This is a genomic window from Bacillus sp. UNC437CL72CviS29, assembly GCF_000482345.1.
Classification (GTDB): Bacteria; Bacillota; Bacilli; order Bacillales; family Bacillaceae_G; genus Bacillus_A; species Bacillus_A arachidis.
In genome coordinates this window covers 1-15,378 of the sequence record NZ_AXVB01000028.1, presented here as the reverse complement: position 1 = coordinate 15,378, position 15,378 = coordinate 1, and the positions used below count along the sequence as shown (strand labels likewise).

Annotated in this window: 18 protein-coding genes and 2 rRNA genes; 1 reads left to right on the top strand and 19 read right to left on the bottom strand. The window is 35.5% G+C overall.

All coding sequences use genetic code 11. The features are described from left to right. Positions 1-3 precede the first annotated feature (3 nt). The 8 genes from sspF to metG all read right to left on the bottom strand — a co-directional run bounded on the left by sspF (position 4) and on the right by metG (position 7,667). The gene (gene sspF / locus M014_RS0118880; protein ID WP_016116903.1) at positions 4-183 is read right to left on the bottom strand and encodes an acid-soluble spore protein SspF; all 180 of its coding nucleotides are present in this window, start codon (positions 181-183) and stop codon (positions 4-6) included. 92 nt (positions 184-275) lie between these two features. Next, positions 276-539 carry a biofilm formation stimulator Veg gene (gene veg, locus M014_RS0118875; RefSeq protein WP_026593109.1) on the bottom strand — a complete coding sequence of 88 codons (264 nt, stop codon included), beginning with the start codon at positions 537-539 and terminating at the stop codon, positions 276-278. Positions 540-804: 265 nt separating this feature from the next. Continuing rightward, positions 805-1,668 (bottom strand): sporulation peptidase YabG, encoded by an 864-nt coding sequence (yabG, locus tag M014_RS0118870; protein ID WP_026593108.1) that lies wholly within the window; start codon positions 1,666-1,668, stop codon positions 805-807. Positions 1,669-1,779: 111 nt separating this feature from the next. Then, a complete protein-coding gene (gene rsmA, locus M014_RS0118865; RefSeq protein ID WP_026593107.1) occupies positions 1,780-2,655 on the bottom strand; it encodes a 16S rRNA (adenine(1518)-N(6)/adenine(1519)-N(6))-dimethyltransferase RsmA in 876 nt (291 codons plus the stop codon). Next, positions 2,652-3,209, bottom strand: a complete 558-nt coding sequence (gene rnmV, locus M014_RS0118860) for a ribonuclease M5 (RefSeq protein WP_026593106.1) — start codon at positions 3,207-3,209, stop codon at positions 2,652-2,654. Before rnmV ends, rsmA begins: the two co-directional genes overlap by 4 nt. A gap of 123 nt (positions 3,210-3,332) precedes the next feature. After that, positions 3,333-4,562, bottom strand: a complete 1,230-nt coding sequence (locus M014_RS0118855) for a G5 and 3D domain-containing protein (protein WP_051588603.1) — start codon at positions 4,560-4,562, stop codon at positions 3,333-3,335. A 148-nt stretch (positions 4,563-4,710) separates the two neighbouring features. Further along, on the bottom strand, positions 4,711-5,478 hold the full coding sequence (locus M014_RS0118850; protein WP_026593104.1) for a TatD family hydrolase: 768 nt from the start codon (positions 5,476-5,478) through the stop codon (positions 4,711-4,713). Positions 5,479-5,657: 179 nt separating this feature from the next. Next, positions 5,658-7,667, bottom strand: a complete 2,010-nt coding sequence (gene metG / locus M014_RS0118845) for a methionine--tRNA ligase (protein ID WP_269321447.1) — start codon at positions 7,665-7,667, stop codon at positions 5,658-5,660. 336 nt (positions 7,668-8,003) lie between these two features. On the opposite strand from metG, the gene M014_RS0118840 reads away from it, so the two are divergent. Further along, the gene (locus M014_RS0118840; RefSeq protein WP_026593102.1) at positions 8,004-8,288 is read left to right on the top strand and encodes an AbrB/MazE/SpoVT family DNA-binding domain-containing protein; all 285 of its coding nucleotides are present in this window, start codon (positions 8,004-8,006) and stop codon (positions 8,286-8,288) included. Positions 8,289-8,308: 20 nt separating this feature from the next. Here M014_RS0118840 and rsmI read toward each other — a convergent pair whose 3' ends face one another. The 11 genes from rsmI to M014_RS0118785 all read right to left on the bottom strand — a co-directional run. Beyond that, positions 8,309-9,184, bottom strand: coding sequence for a 16S rRNA (cytidine(1402)-2'-O)-methyltransferase (gene rsmI, locus M014_RS0118835; protein ID WP_026593101.1), 876 nt, complete (start codon positions 9,182-9,184; stop codon positions 8,309-8,311). Continuing rightward, positions 9,153-9,443 (bottom strand): GIY-YIG nuclease family protein, encoded by a 291-nt coding sequence (locus M014_RS0118830; protein WP_026593100.1) that lies wholly within the window; start codon positions 9,441-9,443, stop codon positions 9,153-9,155. Before M014_RS0118830 ends, rsmI begins: the two co-directional genes overlap by 32 nt. After that, on the bottom strand, positions 9,430-10,170 hold the full coding sequence (locus tag M014_RS0118825; RefSeq protein WP_026593099.1) for a tRNA1(Val) (adenine(37)-N6)-methyltransferase: 741 nt from the start codon (positions 10,168-10,170) through the stop codon (positions 9,430-9,432). Before M014_RS0118825 ends, M014_RS0118830 begins: the two co-directional genes overlap by 14 nt. Positions 10,171-10,300: 130 nt before the next feature. Beyond that, positions 10,301-10,651: a DNA replication initiation control protein YabA gene (gene yabA, locus M014_RS0118820; RefSeq protein WP_000412052.1), complete on the bottom strand. Its 351-nt coding sequence runs from the start codon at positions 10,649-10,651 to the stop codon at positions 10,301-10,303. Between the two features lie 14 nt (positions 10,652-10,665). Next, entirely contained in the window at positions 10,666-11,493 is an 828-nt protein-coding gene (locus M014_RS0118815; RefSeq protein ID WP_003194202.1) for a PSP1 domain-containing protein, read from the bottom strand. A 5-nt stretch (positions 11,494-11,498) separates the two neighbouring features. Next, complete coding sequence (gene holB / locus M014_RS0118810; RefSeq protein WP_026593098.1) at positions 11,499-12,482, bottom strand: DNA polymerase III subunit delta'; 984 nt, start codon at positions 12,480-12,482, stop codon at positions 11,499-11,501. 35 nt (positions 12,483-12,517) lie between these two features. Next, positions 12,518-13,144: a dTMP kinase gene (gene tmk, locus M014_RS0118805; protein ID WP_026593097.1), complete on the bottom strand. Its 627-nt coding sequence runs from the start codon at positions 13,142-13,144 to the stop codon at positions 12,518-12,520. A gap of 1 nt (position 13,145) precedes the next feature. Further along, complete coding sequence (locus M014_RS0118800; RefSeq protein WP_026593096.1) at positions 13,146-14,567, bottom strand: aminotransferase class I/II-fold pyridoxal phosphate-dependent enzyme; 1,422 nt, start codon at positions 14,565-14,567, stop codon at positions 13,146-13,148. An 82-nt stretch (positions 14,568-14,649) separates the two neighbouring features. Next, complete coding sequence (locus M014_RS0118795; protein ID WP_026593095.1) at positions 14,650-14,829, bottom strand: sigma factor G inhibitor Gin; 180 nt, start codon at positions 14,827-14,829, stop codon at positions 14,650-14,652. 249 nt (positions 14,830-15,078) lie between these two features. Further along, positions 15,079-15,194: ribosomal RNA gene (gene rrf, locus M014_RS0118790) — 5S ribosomal RNA — on the bottom strand. A 51-nt stretch (positions 15,195-15,245) separates the two neighbouring features. Beyond that, a 23S ribosomal RNA gene (locus M014_RS0118785) occupies positions 15,246-15,378 on the bottom strand; the annotation flags it as partial.

Here is a 15,378-nt window from a genome sequence, read left to right as displayed (position 1 = left end):
CAATTACTGGTTTTGTTTCATTAATTGCTGCTGTGCAATTTCAATCGCACGTTTCACCATATTACCAGCATCTTTCGCACGAATTCCGCCCCATCCTTCTTTCTGAACAACATCATAAAATCCAAGCTCTTTTGCAAGCTCTTCTTTAAACTGATTTGACATGACTCCTCTTCGTCTACTCAATGCAGGGTCCCTCCTTATGTTGCTACGGTATAATTAGTATGCAAAAAAACGTCCTTTTTCATTTGTGGTAATATATGTAACATAGTGGGTTGTTATCCTAAAATAACCTCGTTATGGGGATCATCATAAAACGTTAATTCTACTGTCTCTGTTAGAACATCTGCATAGCTATAGGAAACACGCTGCAGTGTATCCTCTTGTTGATCTAACTGGACAACAAAAACAGAACGATATGTTTCTGCTAGTACACCTGATTGTTCCACTGTCTTTCTTCTTCCACTATTCGCCTTTAACATAAGGCGCTTTCCAAGGTGATGATCTAATTCACTTTTAATTTCATCTAAACGTTTTGACATATACTTCGCTACACCTCGCTGTAATTTAGAATGAATACATGATATATCTATCCCGATCATTGCCTATACGTAACGGGCAATTTCTTCGCCAAAACCTAATGCGTTCGAATAGATAGAAGAATTACTATATTGTAAAAGTATCATTGTATAGTCTGTACGTTCTTATCTGTTTTTATCCAAACACTTACAAATTCGCGTTTCAGGAATATTTTTATTAACCAAATCTATATCTCCATAAGAAAAGCAAGGTAAATATATACCTTGCTTACTCTTCATAATATTGAAAAGGTAATCCTGTTCGCAAAAGCCCCCGGGTCTCAATACCACCAAGACCTTTTTGTCCAGTAATCGTATTTCGAACAACATCCCATACATTTACGCGTTCCATAAAAGAAGTAAAACTAATTTTCCCCACTACATATACTGGATCTAATGCATGAATATTAATGCGCGATGGCGAACTAGCAAAATTAGCACCAGCTCGAATTAAAGCTTCAAAATGAGATTGACACGCTCCAGCAAAAATAACAAGCTGATCTAAAGAGGGATATTTTTTTCTTACTTCTCGAACGGCCTGTACAAAATGTCTAGAATGACGATAAGCTGCTAAATCTCCCATAACTCCTTTAGATTTTGTATATGCATCATGACCCGTAATTACCAAAATATCTGGACGGAAATGATCGATTAAATCAACTACCTTTTCATGCATTTCTGTTTCTTTACAATGTATCCCTTGCACAGGAACACCTATCTTTGTATATAAATCTAAACATTTCCGTAAATATAATGGATCTCCATCTATATGCAAAACCCTACCCGGCATTTGAAAATAATTGACTTCACTCGTATATCCACCTGTAGAATTGTGTTCATGACGTTGTTTCATCAAGACATAATCTTGTTGAAACAAACGGTATGTTTGCTCCATCGTTTCCTTTTCACGCTTTGCTCTTTTCTTATACTCCCTCTGATCAATGCTAATTAAATCTTCAAGTGGCGCATCTGCCACAAGCCTAACTTCTTCTCCAAATAATATTGCAACTTCACCTTTTATTTCTATAATGCGAAAAAGAATGTCTCGGTTATAAGATTGTCGTTCCACTAAGTCTCCAACATGCACAGCCATTATCCTACCTCCAAACTCATTAGGCCATCTCACTAACCACGTTCTGTTTTTAACGTATGAATTTAGAGTGAAAAGGGTGACAAAAAGGACAGCTCGAATCGAGCTGTCCTTTTATTGTTTATAAGAGACTAACGCATTACTCAGCGTTGCAAACTCTTCAATTGATAATGTCTCGCCTCTGCGTTTCGGATCAATGCCTACTTCCGTTAAAATACGATCTAATAACTCTTTATCCTTCGGGAAACCATTTAAATTATTTGATAAGTTATTCATCAACGTTTTACGACGTTGTGCAAAGCTTGCTCTTACTACTTCGAAGAAAAACTTCTCGTCTTTCACTTCAACAATTGGCTTTGGACGTTTTAAAAGACGAATAACTGCGGAATCTACATTTGGTTGTGGTACAAATACAGTGCGTGGAACGGTCATAACTGTTTCTACCTCTGTATAATATTGAATCGCAATAGATAGAGAACCGTAGTCTTTCGTTCCTGGTCTAGCTGCCAAACGATCTCCTACTTCTTTTTGCATCATAACAACAAATCCGCGAACTGGTAATTTTTCTTCCAATAATTTAAACAAAATTGGTGTTGTGACGTAGTATGGTAAATTTGCTACTACCATTACGTCTTGTCCTTCTTCAAACTGCTCCCCGAACACTTCATGTACATCTGCTTTTAAAACATCTTTATTAATTACAGTTACATTACCATAAGGAGCTAATGTTTCATCTAGAATGGGTAATAGTCGTTGATCGATTTCAAAAGCTACTACCTTCTTAGCACGTTTTGCTAACTGCTCTGTTAAAGCTCCAATACCAGGGCCAATTTCAATTGCTCCGCTCTCCGGATCAATTTCCGCATAATCCACAATACGATTTAATACATTTGTATCGATTAAGAAATTTTGTCCTAAACTCTTTTTGAATGAAAACCCGTACTTTTCAACAATGTCTTTCGTACGATTCGGTGTTGCGATATCCTTCATTTCTTTTCCTCCTGTAATACTTGTTTATATGCTTCCGCAAATGCTTCTTTTGAAACTTGAAACATTTGTAAACGTTTATGTAACTGCTTTGCATTTGTATAACCAATCTTTAATAGCTTGCCCATCTTTTCCCTACGACTTTTTGCCTGTTCTCCGCCCACTAGACCAGCATCTACTAAGTCACTCCAACTAATTTCGCTCATATAAGCTTCCATTTCCTCATGAATATTTTCTAAAGCACGTCGAATAGATTCATTGGAAGCATGTTCAATTCCGACTCCTTTTTTTCTTTTTGCAAGCGCCTCTTCTTTCGGTAAGAAAGCATGCTTACAACCCGGCACTTTTTCAGAAATAATTTTCCGAATACGTTCTCCCGGGTAATCAGGATCTGTCAAAATAATAACGCCTCGTTTTTGCTGTGCCAACTTTACCTGCTCAATGACATGATCACCGATTGCTGAACCGTTCGTTTCAATTGTATCTGCATCAACAGCACGCTTAATTGCAACTGTATCATCTTTACCTTCTACAACGATAATCTCTTTAATTTTCATGACTGCCTCCACACTCATTTCGTCTCTACTTAGTAAAACAAAAAAACGAATACTTTTCCATTATTATTTTCCCATTGATACAATTTAAAAAGCAGAGGAGAAAAAATCCTCTGCCTACTCTTCTTATTGTAACACTTTAATCTTTACTTGTTTTCTGCCAAACGAGTATACCTGTGCTTCAGTCGGCATTAACAAATCAATTCGATGCCCTTTTATCGCTCCACCCGTATCTCCAGCCACAGCATATCCATATCCCTCTACCCAGACTTTTGTCCCAAGTGGGATTACACTTGGATCAACGGCAATTAACTTCATATTAGGATTTTCCTTATAATTATATCCACCTGCGCTTATCCCTTGGCAACCACCGCAATTTGGAGAATATGCTGTTGCTTCTACATAGAATTCACGACCTGGAGGTTCTCCCTCAGATTTCGCTTCATTCGTTTCCGTTTTCTGCCCTTCCACTTTCTCTTGCATTACTTCTTGCTTCGTACCAACAGCAACCTTTTGATTCTGCGCCTCTTGTATAATTTCTTCTTTTTGAAGATTTCTTGAAATCTCTTTTCCATTTTCCTTTATGACTTCAAAAGTTTTCTTCTTTTTCCCTGCTATTCCTTCTTGAATCGTTTTCTCTGTCCCAATTGATAAGGAAGCATCCTCTTGTTTCACTTCAGAAAAAGGAATAGGTTCTTCCACTACATCGCTGACTTTTTCTACTCGAATCACTTTTATTGCCATATTTGCTTTTACATTTTCCTGTAAAGCTGGCTCCACCCTATCAAATTCATCCAAGGAAACTTGATGTTCTTTCAAAAAGTCAGCGACAGTAGTCGAAGTTGACCATAGTTGTTGTGATTGATCGCTGCCATGTAATGTAACTGGAAATGCCCTTTGAATCATTACTTTTTGTTTACTACCTAAAGCCTTATGTATAGCTGGATACACTTTATCATATTGCCTAAGTTCTATCTTCTTCTCTTTTAATAATTCTCCTACCGTTTTAGCAGTCGAATATACTTTTTGCTCTTTTTCATCTATAACTATACTAAATGGTTTTGCCTTTTCTATCACAACTTTCATTCCATCAGTAATCTTATTAGAAGATGCAGGATATACTTTATCTTCCTTCGTAACACTAATTTCTTCATCAGATAGTAAATCCTTTACAGTACTTGCATACGTATATACTTCTTTCTTCTTTCCATCTACTTCTACAACAATCTTGTCAATTGTAGCTGCATAAGTAGCTGTTCCAATTGACCCAGAAATAACCAATGCACTTATAACCTTTATTGCAACATTTTTACTTATTCTTAGTCCTCTTAACATCCCTTTCTTATCAAGACTCACAAGAAGATGCCCCCTTTTCCTCAACCAGATTTAAATTTCACTACCTAGCTTGTACTTCTCTCCCACTATTTCTAGTAGCTCTTTTCATTGGAAGATAACGATAGGAGAAGGTATAAAGGAAAAGAATGGGAAGTCCCATTCTTTTCTCTTATTTAACACCAAATAAGGCTTTTGCATTCTCTGTTGTTATTTGTGCAACCTCTTCATATGAAATTCCTTTTAAGTTTGCGATTTCTTCAGCTACAAGTTTGACATAACTTGGTTCATTTCGTTTACCGCGAAATGGATGTGGCGTTAAGTATGGACAATCTGTTTCTATCAATAATTTTTCCATTGGGATTTCCATAGCAACTTCTTTTGGCTTCCTTGCATTTTTGAATGTTACTGGTCCTCCTAATGAGATTAAGAAGTTCATATCAATACATTGCTTCGCTACTTCTACACTACCGCCAAAACAATGCATAATACCTCCTACCTCAGTTGCATTTTCTTCTTCTAAAATATCTATAATATCCTGTGTCGCGTCACGATTATGTATAATGATCGGTAATTTTACTTTCTTAGCTAACTGAATTTGTTTACGGAATACTTCTTTCTGTATTTCTTTTGGAGACTTGTCCCAATGGTAATCTAATCCCATTTCACCAAGAGCAACCACTTTCGGATGAGCAGCTAATTCCTCTAACCAAACTAAATGATCTTCCGTCATATCAATTGCATCAACAGGATGCCAGCCAACTGCTGCATAAATAAAATCATATGTTTCTGCAAGTTCAATGGCCTTCTTTATTGTTATTTCATCAAACCCGACAACAACTGTATATGTAACTCCGGTTTCTTTCATTCTTGCAATGACTTCCTGTAAATCTTCTTCAAATTGCTCTGCATTTAAATGTGAATGTGTATCAAACAACATGACAAATAACTCCTTTTATTTGAAATAAATTCTATCATAGGGGAAAATTACTTTCCTAACAACGTAATGACAACAATATTACAATTTTAATACAAAAAAGGGAATTTCAGAAAGATTTCTAACAAGAAAAAAGATGCTCCACGAATGTTACACGTGAAACACCTCTTACATTGTCAAGATTACTTGATTTTTGTACCATTTGGTAAATTTTGATCAATTGTTGCTAATGATAATACACCGTTTTCTTCGCCTGCTAAAATCATACCTTGTGATAATTCGCCACGTAATTTCACTGGTTTTAAATTCGTTACACAAATAACTTTTTTCCCTTTTAATTCTTCTGGTGTGTAAAATTTAGCAATTCCAGAAACGACTTGTCGCTTTTCTGTACCTAAATCAAGTTGAATCTTTAACAGTTTGTCTGCTTTTTTTACAGGCTCTGCTTCTATTACTTCCGCCACACGTAATTCAACTTTAAAGAAATCATCAATTGTGATTTCCTCCGCCTTTGGTTCCTCTTCCTTTTTCTCTTCCACTTTAGGAGCAGAACCTTTCATTTGTTCTTTAATATATTCAACCTCTACTTCTACCTCTAAGCGTGGGAAAATTGGCTGTCCTTTGACTACTTTCGTACCAGCTGGAATACAACCAATCGTAGAAAGACTATTCCAAGATTGATATGCTTCATCTGTAATACCAAGTTGTGTAAAGATTTTGCTTGGCGTTGCTGTCAAGAATGGCATAAGCATAATACCCGTTTGGCGGAGCATTTCTGCAAGGTGTGCCATTGCGGAAGCAAGTTTATCACGATCATTCTCATCTTTCGCTAATACCCAAGGTTGTGTTTCGTCAATATATTTATTCGTACGGCTAACCAATTGCCAAATAGAGCTTAATGCTACTGAAAACTCCATGTTTTCCATTGCTTCTTCTACTTTTTGTAATGTATCCTGTGCAAATGTTACTAACGTTTCATCAAACTCAGTTACATTTTCTTTAAAAGCAGGAATTTCTCCGTTAAAATACTTATCAATCATCGCTACTGTACGATTTAATAAGTTTCCTAAGTCGTTTGCAAGATCGAAATTAATTCGTTCAACAAAACCTTCTGGTGTAAATACACCGTCTGATCCAAATGGAACTTCACGAAGTAAATAATAACGTAACGCATCTAGTCCATAGCGATCAATTAATGTAACAGGATCAACTACATTCCCTTTTGATTTACTCATTTTTCCGTCTTTCATTAAAATCCAACCATGAGCAAATACCTTTTTCGGTAGTGGTAAATCTAGCGCCATTAAAATAATTGGCCAATAAATTGTATGGAAACGAACAATTTCTTTTCCTACTAAATGAACATCCGCTGGCCAATACTTTTTATACTTCTCTTCATTATCTGTTCCATATCCTAGTGCTGTAATATAGTTAGATAATGCATCTACCCATACGTAAATAACGTGTTTTGGGTTACCTGGTACACGAATTCCCCAATCAAAGGAAGTACGAGAAACTGCTAAATCTTCTAATCCTGGTTTAATGAAATTATTAATCATTTCATTTTTGCGTGATTCAGGTTGGATGAATTGTGGGTTTTCTTCATAGAATTGTAACAGTCGATTTACATATTTACCCATTCTAAAGAAGTAAGATTCTTCGCGAACAAGTTCTACAGCATGACCGCTATCTGGGCTTTTTCCGCCAACTACTTTGTCGCCTTCCATAATCGGATCCACAAGTTGATGCTCTGTGTAGAATGTTTCATCCTGTACAGAGTACCATCCTTCATATTCATCAAGATAAATATCACCTTGATCAACAAGTTGTTTAAAAATCTTTTCGACAACTTCTTTATGACGATCTTCGGTTGTACGAATAAAGTCATCATAAGAAATGTCCATTTTCCCCCACAGCTCTTTAATTCCTTCTACAATGTTATCAACATATGCTTGTGGTGTTACTTGTAGTTCTTCTGCTTTCTTTTGAATCTTTTGTCCATGCTCATCAGTACCTGTTAAATAATGAACATCATATCCTTGCATGCGCTTGTAGCGTGCCATTGCATCTCCTGCTACCGTTGTATAAGCATGTCCAATATGAAGCTTTCCGCTTGGATAATAAATTGGAGTAGTAATATAAAAGGTTTTATTTTCCTCTGTCATTGTTTTGAACCTCCCAAATGACCTCATATGTATTTATAAACAGTATATCAAAAACTGACGCATAAAAACGAATTAATGCTCGATTATCTTTATCATCTATTACTCATATCCCCAAAAAATATACAGTTATTTATCTGTAATATTGATAAAATTTAAAAATACAGTAAAATACTTGTGTAATTCTTTCATTTTCTATTATATATAAGAAGTATAAAAATCTATAATTCTTTCATAAAATATAGAATTTAAGAATTGACGGAAATGTAAATGATTGGTATCATATGTTCATAGGGTATTTTGTCGAAAAATGACGAATTAAAATATAGACTCGCGAACTTACAAAATATGAGGAGGATAACGAATATGAAATCTACTGGTATCGTTCGTAAAGTTGATGAATTAGGCCGTGTTGTAATTCCGATTGAATTACGTCGTACATTAGGTATTGCAGAAAAGGATGCTCTTGAGATTTACGTTGATGACGAAAAAATCATCCTAAAAAAATACAAACCAAACATGACTTGCCAAGTAACTGGTGAAGTATCTGATGGTAACCTTTCTTTAGCTGAAGGTAAAATTATTTTAAGCAAAGAAGGCGCTGAACAAGTTTTAAACGAACTTCAACAATATATTCAAGCAGCAAAATAAGCTTCTCAATTATGAGAAGCTTATTTTTTATCGACATGATAGATTTGATATACGTCTCGTTTCGACAAATCTCGATCTTTCGCAACTTTTTTAATTGCATCCTTTGAAGGCATTCCTTGATCGTTTATGTAATGCTCGATATGATCGTATACTGATATAGCTTCCCACCATTGTTCCTCTACAGCAGCTTCCTCTTTTGACCCAGATACTAATATACAAAATTCACCACGAACTTCATTTTGTTTTGTCCACTCAATCGCTTCTTCTACCGATCCACGAATAAATTCTTCAAATTTCTTTGTTAACTCTCGGCACAATACAATCTCTCTATTTCCAAGTACTTCTTTCATAGAAATTAGCGTATCATCTAACCGATGTGGCGCTTCATAAAACATCATTGTAGTTGGAACATAGCGAAGTTTTTCTAATTCCGCTTTACGTTCTTTTTTATTTCTTTGTAAAAATCCATAAAAGTAGAAATGTCTCGTTTCTAATCCTGATGCAATTAAAGCTGTAAGGGCAGCGTTTGCCCCAGGAAGTGGAATAACATGATATTGCTCCTCTACAGCTGCCACAACAATGTCGTAACCTGGATCAGAAATACATGGCATACCTGCATCACTTACAAGAGCTACTGTTTTTCCATCTTCTAGCTTATCTAAAATTTTCTGTCCGCTTACTTCCTTATTATGCTCATGGTAACTCATAACTGGTGTTTCAATTTCAAAATAGTTACAAAGCTTTTTCGTCTGCCGCGTATCTTCAGCAGCAATGATATCAGCCTCTTTCAATATCCGAATTGAGCGAAACGTCATATCTTCTAAATTCCCAATAGGTGTTGGAACTAAATATAAAACTCCCTTTTCATTTGCTTGAAAGCTTTTTTGCTGCCACATAGCGTTCTCCTTTTTGCATATATGCTTCTTTTTCTTTTCGCATTAACTGTTTAAAATGATATTCAGCTTGCATAGCTGTCCTTTTCTCTTCATGAACCTCTACATATTTTAAAGTGACAGGAAGCCTAGCACGAGTATAACGGGCTCCTTTCCCACTATTATGAGTTTGAATCCGTTTCTCTAAATTATTTGTATATCCTGCGTAATAACTTCTATCTGCACATTCCACTACATAAAAATAATGTTTATTCTTCTCCATATAAAATCGAACGAAGCTCCTTTGTATACTCATTATTTTTCTCATACACAAAAAGAGGCGGTAAAATTTTTAAATCTGCATTTCCATCTTTAATTCCTTCTATCAATAGCGTATTTGCTTCTTTTCCCGCCTTTGGATATACAAACTGCATACGTTTCGGTTCAATCTTATACTTCCTCATTAGTGTTACAATATCAAGTAATCGACCTGGGCGATGAACAAACGCTACCTTACCACCTTGCTTTACAAGCTGACTACTAGCATATACGACATCCTCTAATGTACACATAATTTCATGACGAGCTATTGCTAAATGCTCGTTAATATTTTTCTCAGATGCCTTTGGCGTTTGAAAATATGGCGGATTACATGTTACCACATCGTATTGATGGCGCCCCAGCCGCTCTGGCATATCCTTTAAGTCTCCATGAATTAACTGAATTCTTTCTTCTAGCTTGTTATACTGGATGCTCCTTATTCCCATATTATACAAGCGTTCTTGAATTTCTACTCCTGTAATATTTCCTTTCGTTCTTGTACTTAATAAAAGCGGAATAACAGCATTTCCTGTACATAAATCAATCAAATTTCCCTTTTGAATCGGAACCCACGCAAAATTTGCAAGTAACACTGCGTCTAAAGAAAAATTAAACACAGATGGACTTTGAATAATTTTCATTTCTTCTGCTAGTAAATAATCTAAACGTTCATCTTCATATAAGTGCATATACAATTTCCTTTCTTATACTTAACCTACCCTATTTGATCCCCTATTCATGTAAAAGTAAGACCCCTTTCATCTTATCTTTACTCTCATGTATAAAAAATTACCTTTCCAATATATTGGAAAGGTAATTTCATTTTTTATTTAAAAATGACAGACAGAATAAACAATCTCCTTCTTTACGTACACTCCCATAATGTAAATTACAAATATGGAAACCTTCTTGATATAGGCGTGCTAAATTATCATAGCCTTCACCAATATCCGTTTTTGGTTTCATTTCTTTTCGTTTTTGAGTTTTTTGTTTTTCCTTATTCTGCACTTCTTCAAAACGACGTCGCAAATTTTCATTTTCCATTTTAATATGTTGGTTTTCTTCAAGTAACTCTGCAAGATGTTGCTTTAATTCTCCCAACTGTTTATATAAATGTCCAATTTGCTCTTCCATACTGGAAACCGCTGCAAAAATATCCTTTTTCTCCACAAGCACCCACCTCATCAATCTGTGGTTTGACTCGAAACGACCCCTTCATTAATTAATTCATCTAACGTATATTCTACTATCCGTTCCTTGTCTACTAGTTCCACTTGAATTAATCTTTCTAAAATATTTAATCCGATGACGCGTCCAAGACCATGCGGTGTTTGTATACGTTGATCTAAATCAGGAAGTTGCTCTTTTGCCGCTTCATACTCGTCATTCTCATATTTTAAGCAACACATTAATCGGCCACATAAGCCAGAAATTTTCGCAGGATTTAATGATAAATTTTGATCCTTTGCCATTTTAATGGATACAGGTTCAAAATCACCTAAAAATGTAGAACAACAAAGCATACGACCACATGGACCAATACCACCAAGCATTTTTGCTTCATCGCGAACACCAATTTGTCTTAGCTCAATTCTTGTCCGGAAAATTGCAGCTAAGTCTTTCACAAGCTCACGAAAGTCAATACGACCATCTGCTGTAAAATAAAAAATGATCTTATTGCGATCAAACGTATACTCTACGTCTACAAGTTTCATATCAAGCTTATGTTCCCCTACCTTTTGTTGACAAACTTGATATGCTTCTTTTGCCGCATGTTTGTTCTCTTCAACAATTGTCCGATCATTTTCATTTGCAATGCGAATAACTTTCTTTAGTGGTAGTACAACATCGTTTTCATCGACTTGTTTCTTTGTAATAACTACTTTCCCATATTCAATACCCCGTACAGTTTCCACGATCACAAATTCATTTTCCGAGATATCGAATTGATTCGGGTCAAAGTAATACACTTTTCCGGCCTTCTTAAAACGAACACCTACTACATCATACAAAACGGTCATCCCTCCTGCAACCGCAACACTAACTGTTCGAACACAAGCTGCGCATTTACATTAGCGTTGATTCTATTTTTTGCTTCTAATATATTAAAAAGAGCTGATACAATGCGCTTTTGAGCGTAGGAGAAAGAATGAAACATCTCCTTTTGATCTTGAAAGACCAAACGATCTTCCTCTCCTAGTTGAACATATAATAAATCCTTATAAATAAGGAGTAACATATCTAAACCTTGTTGTAATTGTTCCTTCTCTCCAAAGTGTTTCCCCCACTTTTCTTGTACAAAAAAAAGAGAGGCTGTATCTTTTTCGAGCGCTTCACATAATTTTATCACTAAAGCTCGTGCTTGTGCAAACCATTCATCATTGCAAAGTAATAATGCTTCCTCAAAACTATTCGTAAGTTGCGAGGCAAGATTAGATAAAGAAATTGCAATTCCCTCCTCCTGTAATCTCTCAATTAAAGATTCCGTAGAAAGAGGCCTAAATGTAACAACTTGGCAGCGCGATAAAATAGTATTTAAAATTTGGTGGCTTTGTTCAGTAAGTAAAATAGCCGTTGTATCGCTACTTGGTTCTTCTAAAAATTTCAATAAGGTATTAGCGGCATTTGCTGTCATTCGATCTGCGTGCTCAATAATATACACCTTTTTATTTGCCTCTAAACCTGTTTTTGAAAACTCTTCCTGTAAATCATGAATTTGTTGTTTTTTAATAGATAATCCATCTGGTTTTACGACATGTAAATTAGGATGGTTACCTGAATCAATCCGGCGGCAATTCGTACATGTATGACACGGCTCTATACCATCTCTTTGTATACAAAGAAAACTTTTTGCCATTTGAATTGCCGTTTCATATTTTCCGGTTCCTTTTGCACCTTCTAACAAATAAGCGTGGGATATACGCTCTTTTGCAATACTATTCATCAACATTTTTACACCAATGGGCTGTATAGCAGAAAGCTGCTCCCACGTCCTTGTCATAATGCATACCTCACTTGTTTTATACTTTCCTTCTATTATAACAACTTATCTTCTATAAGCTGAACAACTTCTTCCACAATCTTTTCCATTGGTTGATCTGCATTCACAACAACTATACGATCTGAGAAACGATCTATAACCTGTAAATAGCCTTCACGTACGCGCTTATGGAAAGTGATGCTTTCCATATCTAAACGATTTACTTCACGATTATCATCTTTTTCAATGCGTGCTAATCCCACTTCAGGCTCAATGTCTAAATAAATCGTCAAGCTAGGCATACAGTCTTCTGTTGCAAACCGATTAATTTCAAATACTTTATCAATACCTAGTCCTCTTGCATAACCTTGATAAGCAAGTGAACTGTCAATAAAACGATCACATAATACAAGATAATTTCTCTCCAAAGCTGGTATAACTTTTTCTACTAAATGCTGTCTACGTGCTGCAGCATATAATAATGCCTCTGTACGTGCTTCCATCATCGTATACTCTTGTTTGTGTAAGATTGCTCGAATCTCTTCTGAAATCGCAATACCACCAGGTTCCCTTGTTGCCATTACTTTTTGTTCTTTCTTTTCAAAGTACGGCAATAACTTTGTAATTAATGTTGATTTACCCGAACCTTCTGGCCCTTCAATTGTTACAAATAATCCCTTCATCCTAAAACCTACTTTCTATATCATACACATTCATATATTGTACATTTCCTTGAAAACGAGCACCGGTTTCTTCTAAATAAGAAATTTGTTCTATGTGTGCTGTAGTAATTTTTTCTCCATACATAAGTAATGGAATGCCTGGTGGATATGGAATAACCATATCTGCTGCAATCATCCCAGTAGCTTCTTGTAAAGGTACAACTTTTTTCTTATATTTACCTAGTTGCTTATAAGTAAATGGTAAAGACGAAAAGGCTCCCTTATAAGTATACCGAATAGATGGTATCTTGTCTGTTACCGTATAGTTACCTAATGCTAATCGTATTACTTCTATCGCTTTGATATACTGCTCATTCACTTGCAATGGTAAAATAAATAAAACATTATATGGATCAGCCATTTCTGCATATATACCTATTTTTTCAAATATAGATTGTAATTCATATCCAGATAACTCACAGCGCGTTTGAACTGTAACCTTCAGTTCATCCTGCAAAGGATACTGTAAAACAGCAATTTGTGGAATGCTCTGCAATTCCTTTCTAAATCGCCTCGCAAACTCCACAATTTTATGACAACCTTTCTCTTTCATATTTGCTAATGCAAAGCGAGCTACATCTAGTGAAGCCATAATCGGATAAGACGGACTGCTAGATTGTAACATACTTAAATAAGAGGAAATTTTTTCTTCATGAACTAAATCACTATTGATATGTAAATAAGAACCCATCGTCATAGCGGGTAATGTTTTATGCGCTGAGTGTACCACTATATCAGCACCATATTCTAATGCCGACTTCGGAAATGGCTCTCCTATACAAAAATGGGCTCCATGTGCCTCATCTACTAAAACAGGAATTTTATGTGCGTGTGCACACATAATACTTTCCTTTAAATCAACTCCCATACCATAATAATTAGGATGTGTTAAAATCAATGCCTTTGCTTCTGGATATTGTTTAACAGCCCTCTTAATAACCTCATGCTGAACTCCAACTGGTACACCATATAATTCATCAATCCAAGGCTCTAAAAATACCGGATTCACTCCAGCTAACTTTAAGCCGTTGATAATAGACTTGTGGCAATTTCTTTGCACAAGAACAATATCATTCTCCTCACAACATGATAAAATCATTGTTAAATTTCCAACTGTAGAACCATTAACTAAAAAATGACTCTTTTTTACATTATATACATCAGCCAATAACTGCTGTGCTTCATTTATACATTCAAATGGACTATGCAAATCATCTAATCCTGTTAATTCTGTTACGTCAATAGACAATACTTCATTAAAACCTGTTTGTGCCTGTTCCGGAAAATTCAAACCATTTTTATGTCCTGGAACATGTAAAGATAAAGGTTTTTTATCTTTAAAATGAATTAATGCTTCATATAACGGTATTTGATTTTGATTCATGTTCATCTCTTCCTTACTTTTCATTCACTACCTATTATACAGAGATATCTGGACAAAAAAAAATAATAGGCATAGTGCCTATTTATGAATATGATATTTGAATTTTTCGCAGTTGTTGTAAATAGTATATATATTTAGGATTATTCGTTTCAGTTTCCACCATGTCCCGTTCACAATCATCACATATAAAATTCATGTGTACATGTATACCATCATTTTTCCTATTTTCACATATAATGCAAACCTCATTTTTTGTCTCCATATGTTTCTCCTTATCACTTTCTTCTAAATGAAAATGATGTAGGATATTTCCCCCTCTCCATTTTGAATTTAAATATGCTTATCCCTATTCCTTGACACTTTTTCGAAAAATATACATCGTTTAGTTATATACATATGATATGAATCTAATTTGGGCAGTGTGTTTGTCACTTACATAATATAATCTTTTTATTATCATCTCACTTTAAAGTACAAAAAAAGCACGAGTCAATTGACTCGTGCTTTAATTGCTTGGCGACGTCCTACTCTCACAGGGACAAGGTCCCAACTACCATCGGCGCTAGAGAGCTTAACTTCCGTGTTCGGTATGGGAACGGGTGTGACCTCTCTGCCATCATCACCAAACTATTGAAGGCATATTCCTTCAAAACTAGATAACATTTGCATTCATATTATATGGTTAAGTCCTCGATCTATTAGTATTCGTCAGCTCCACATGTCACCATGCTTCCACCTCGAACCTATCAACCTGATCATCTTTCAGGGATCTTACTAGCTTACGCTATGGGAAATCTCATCTTGAGGGGGG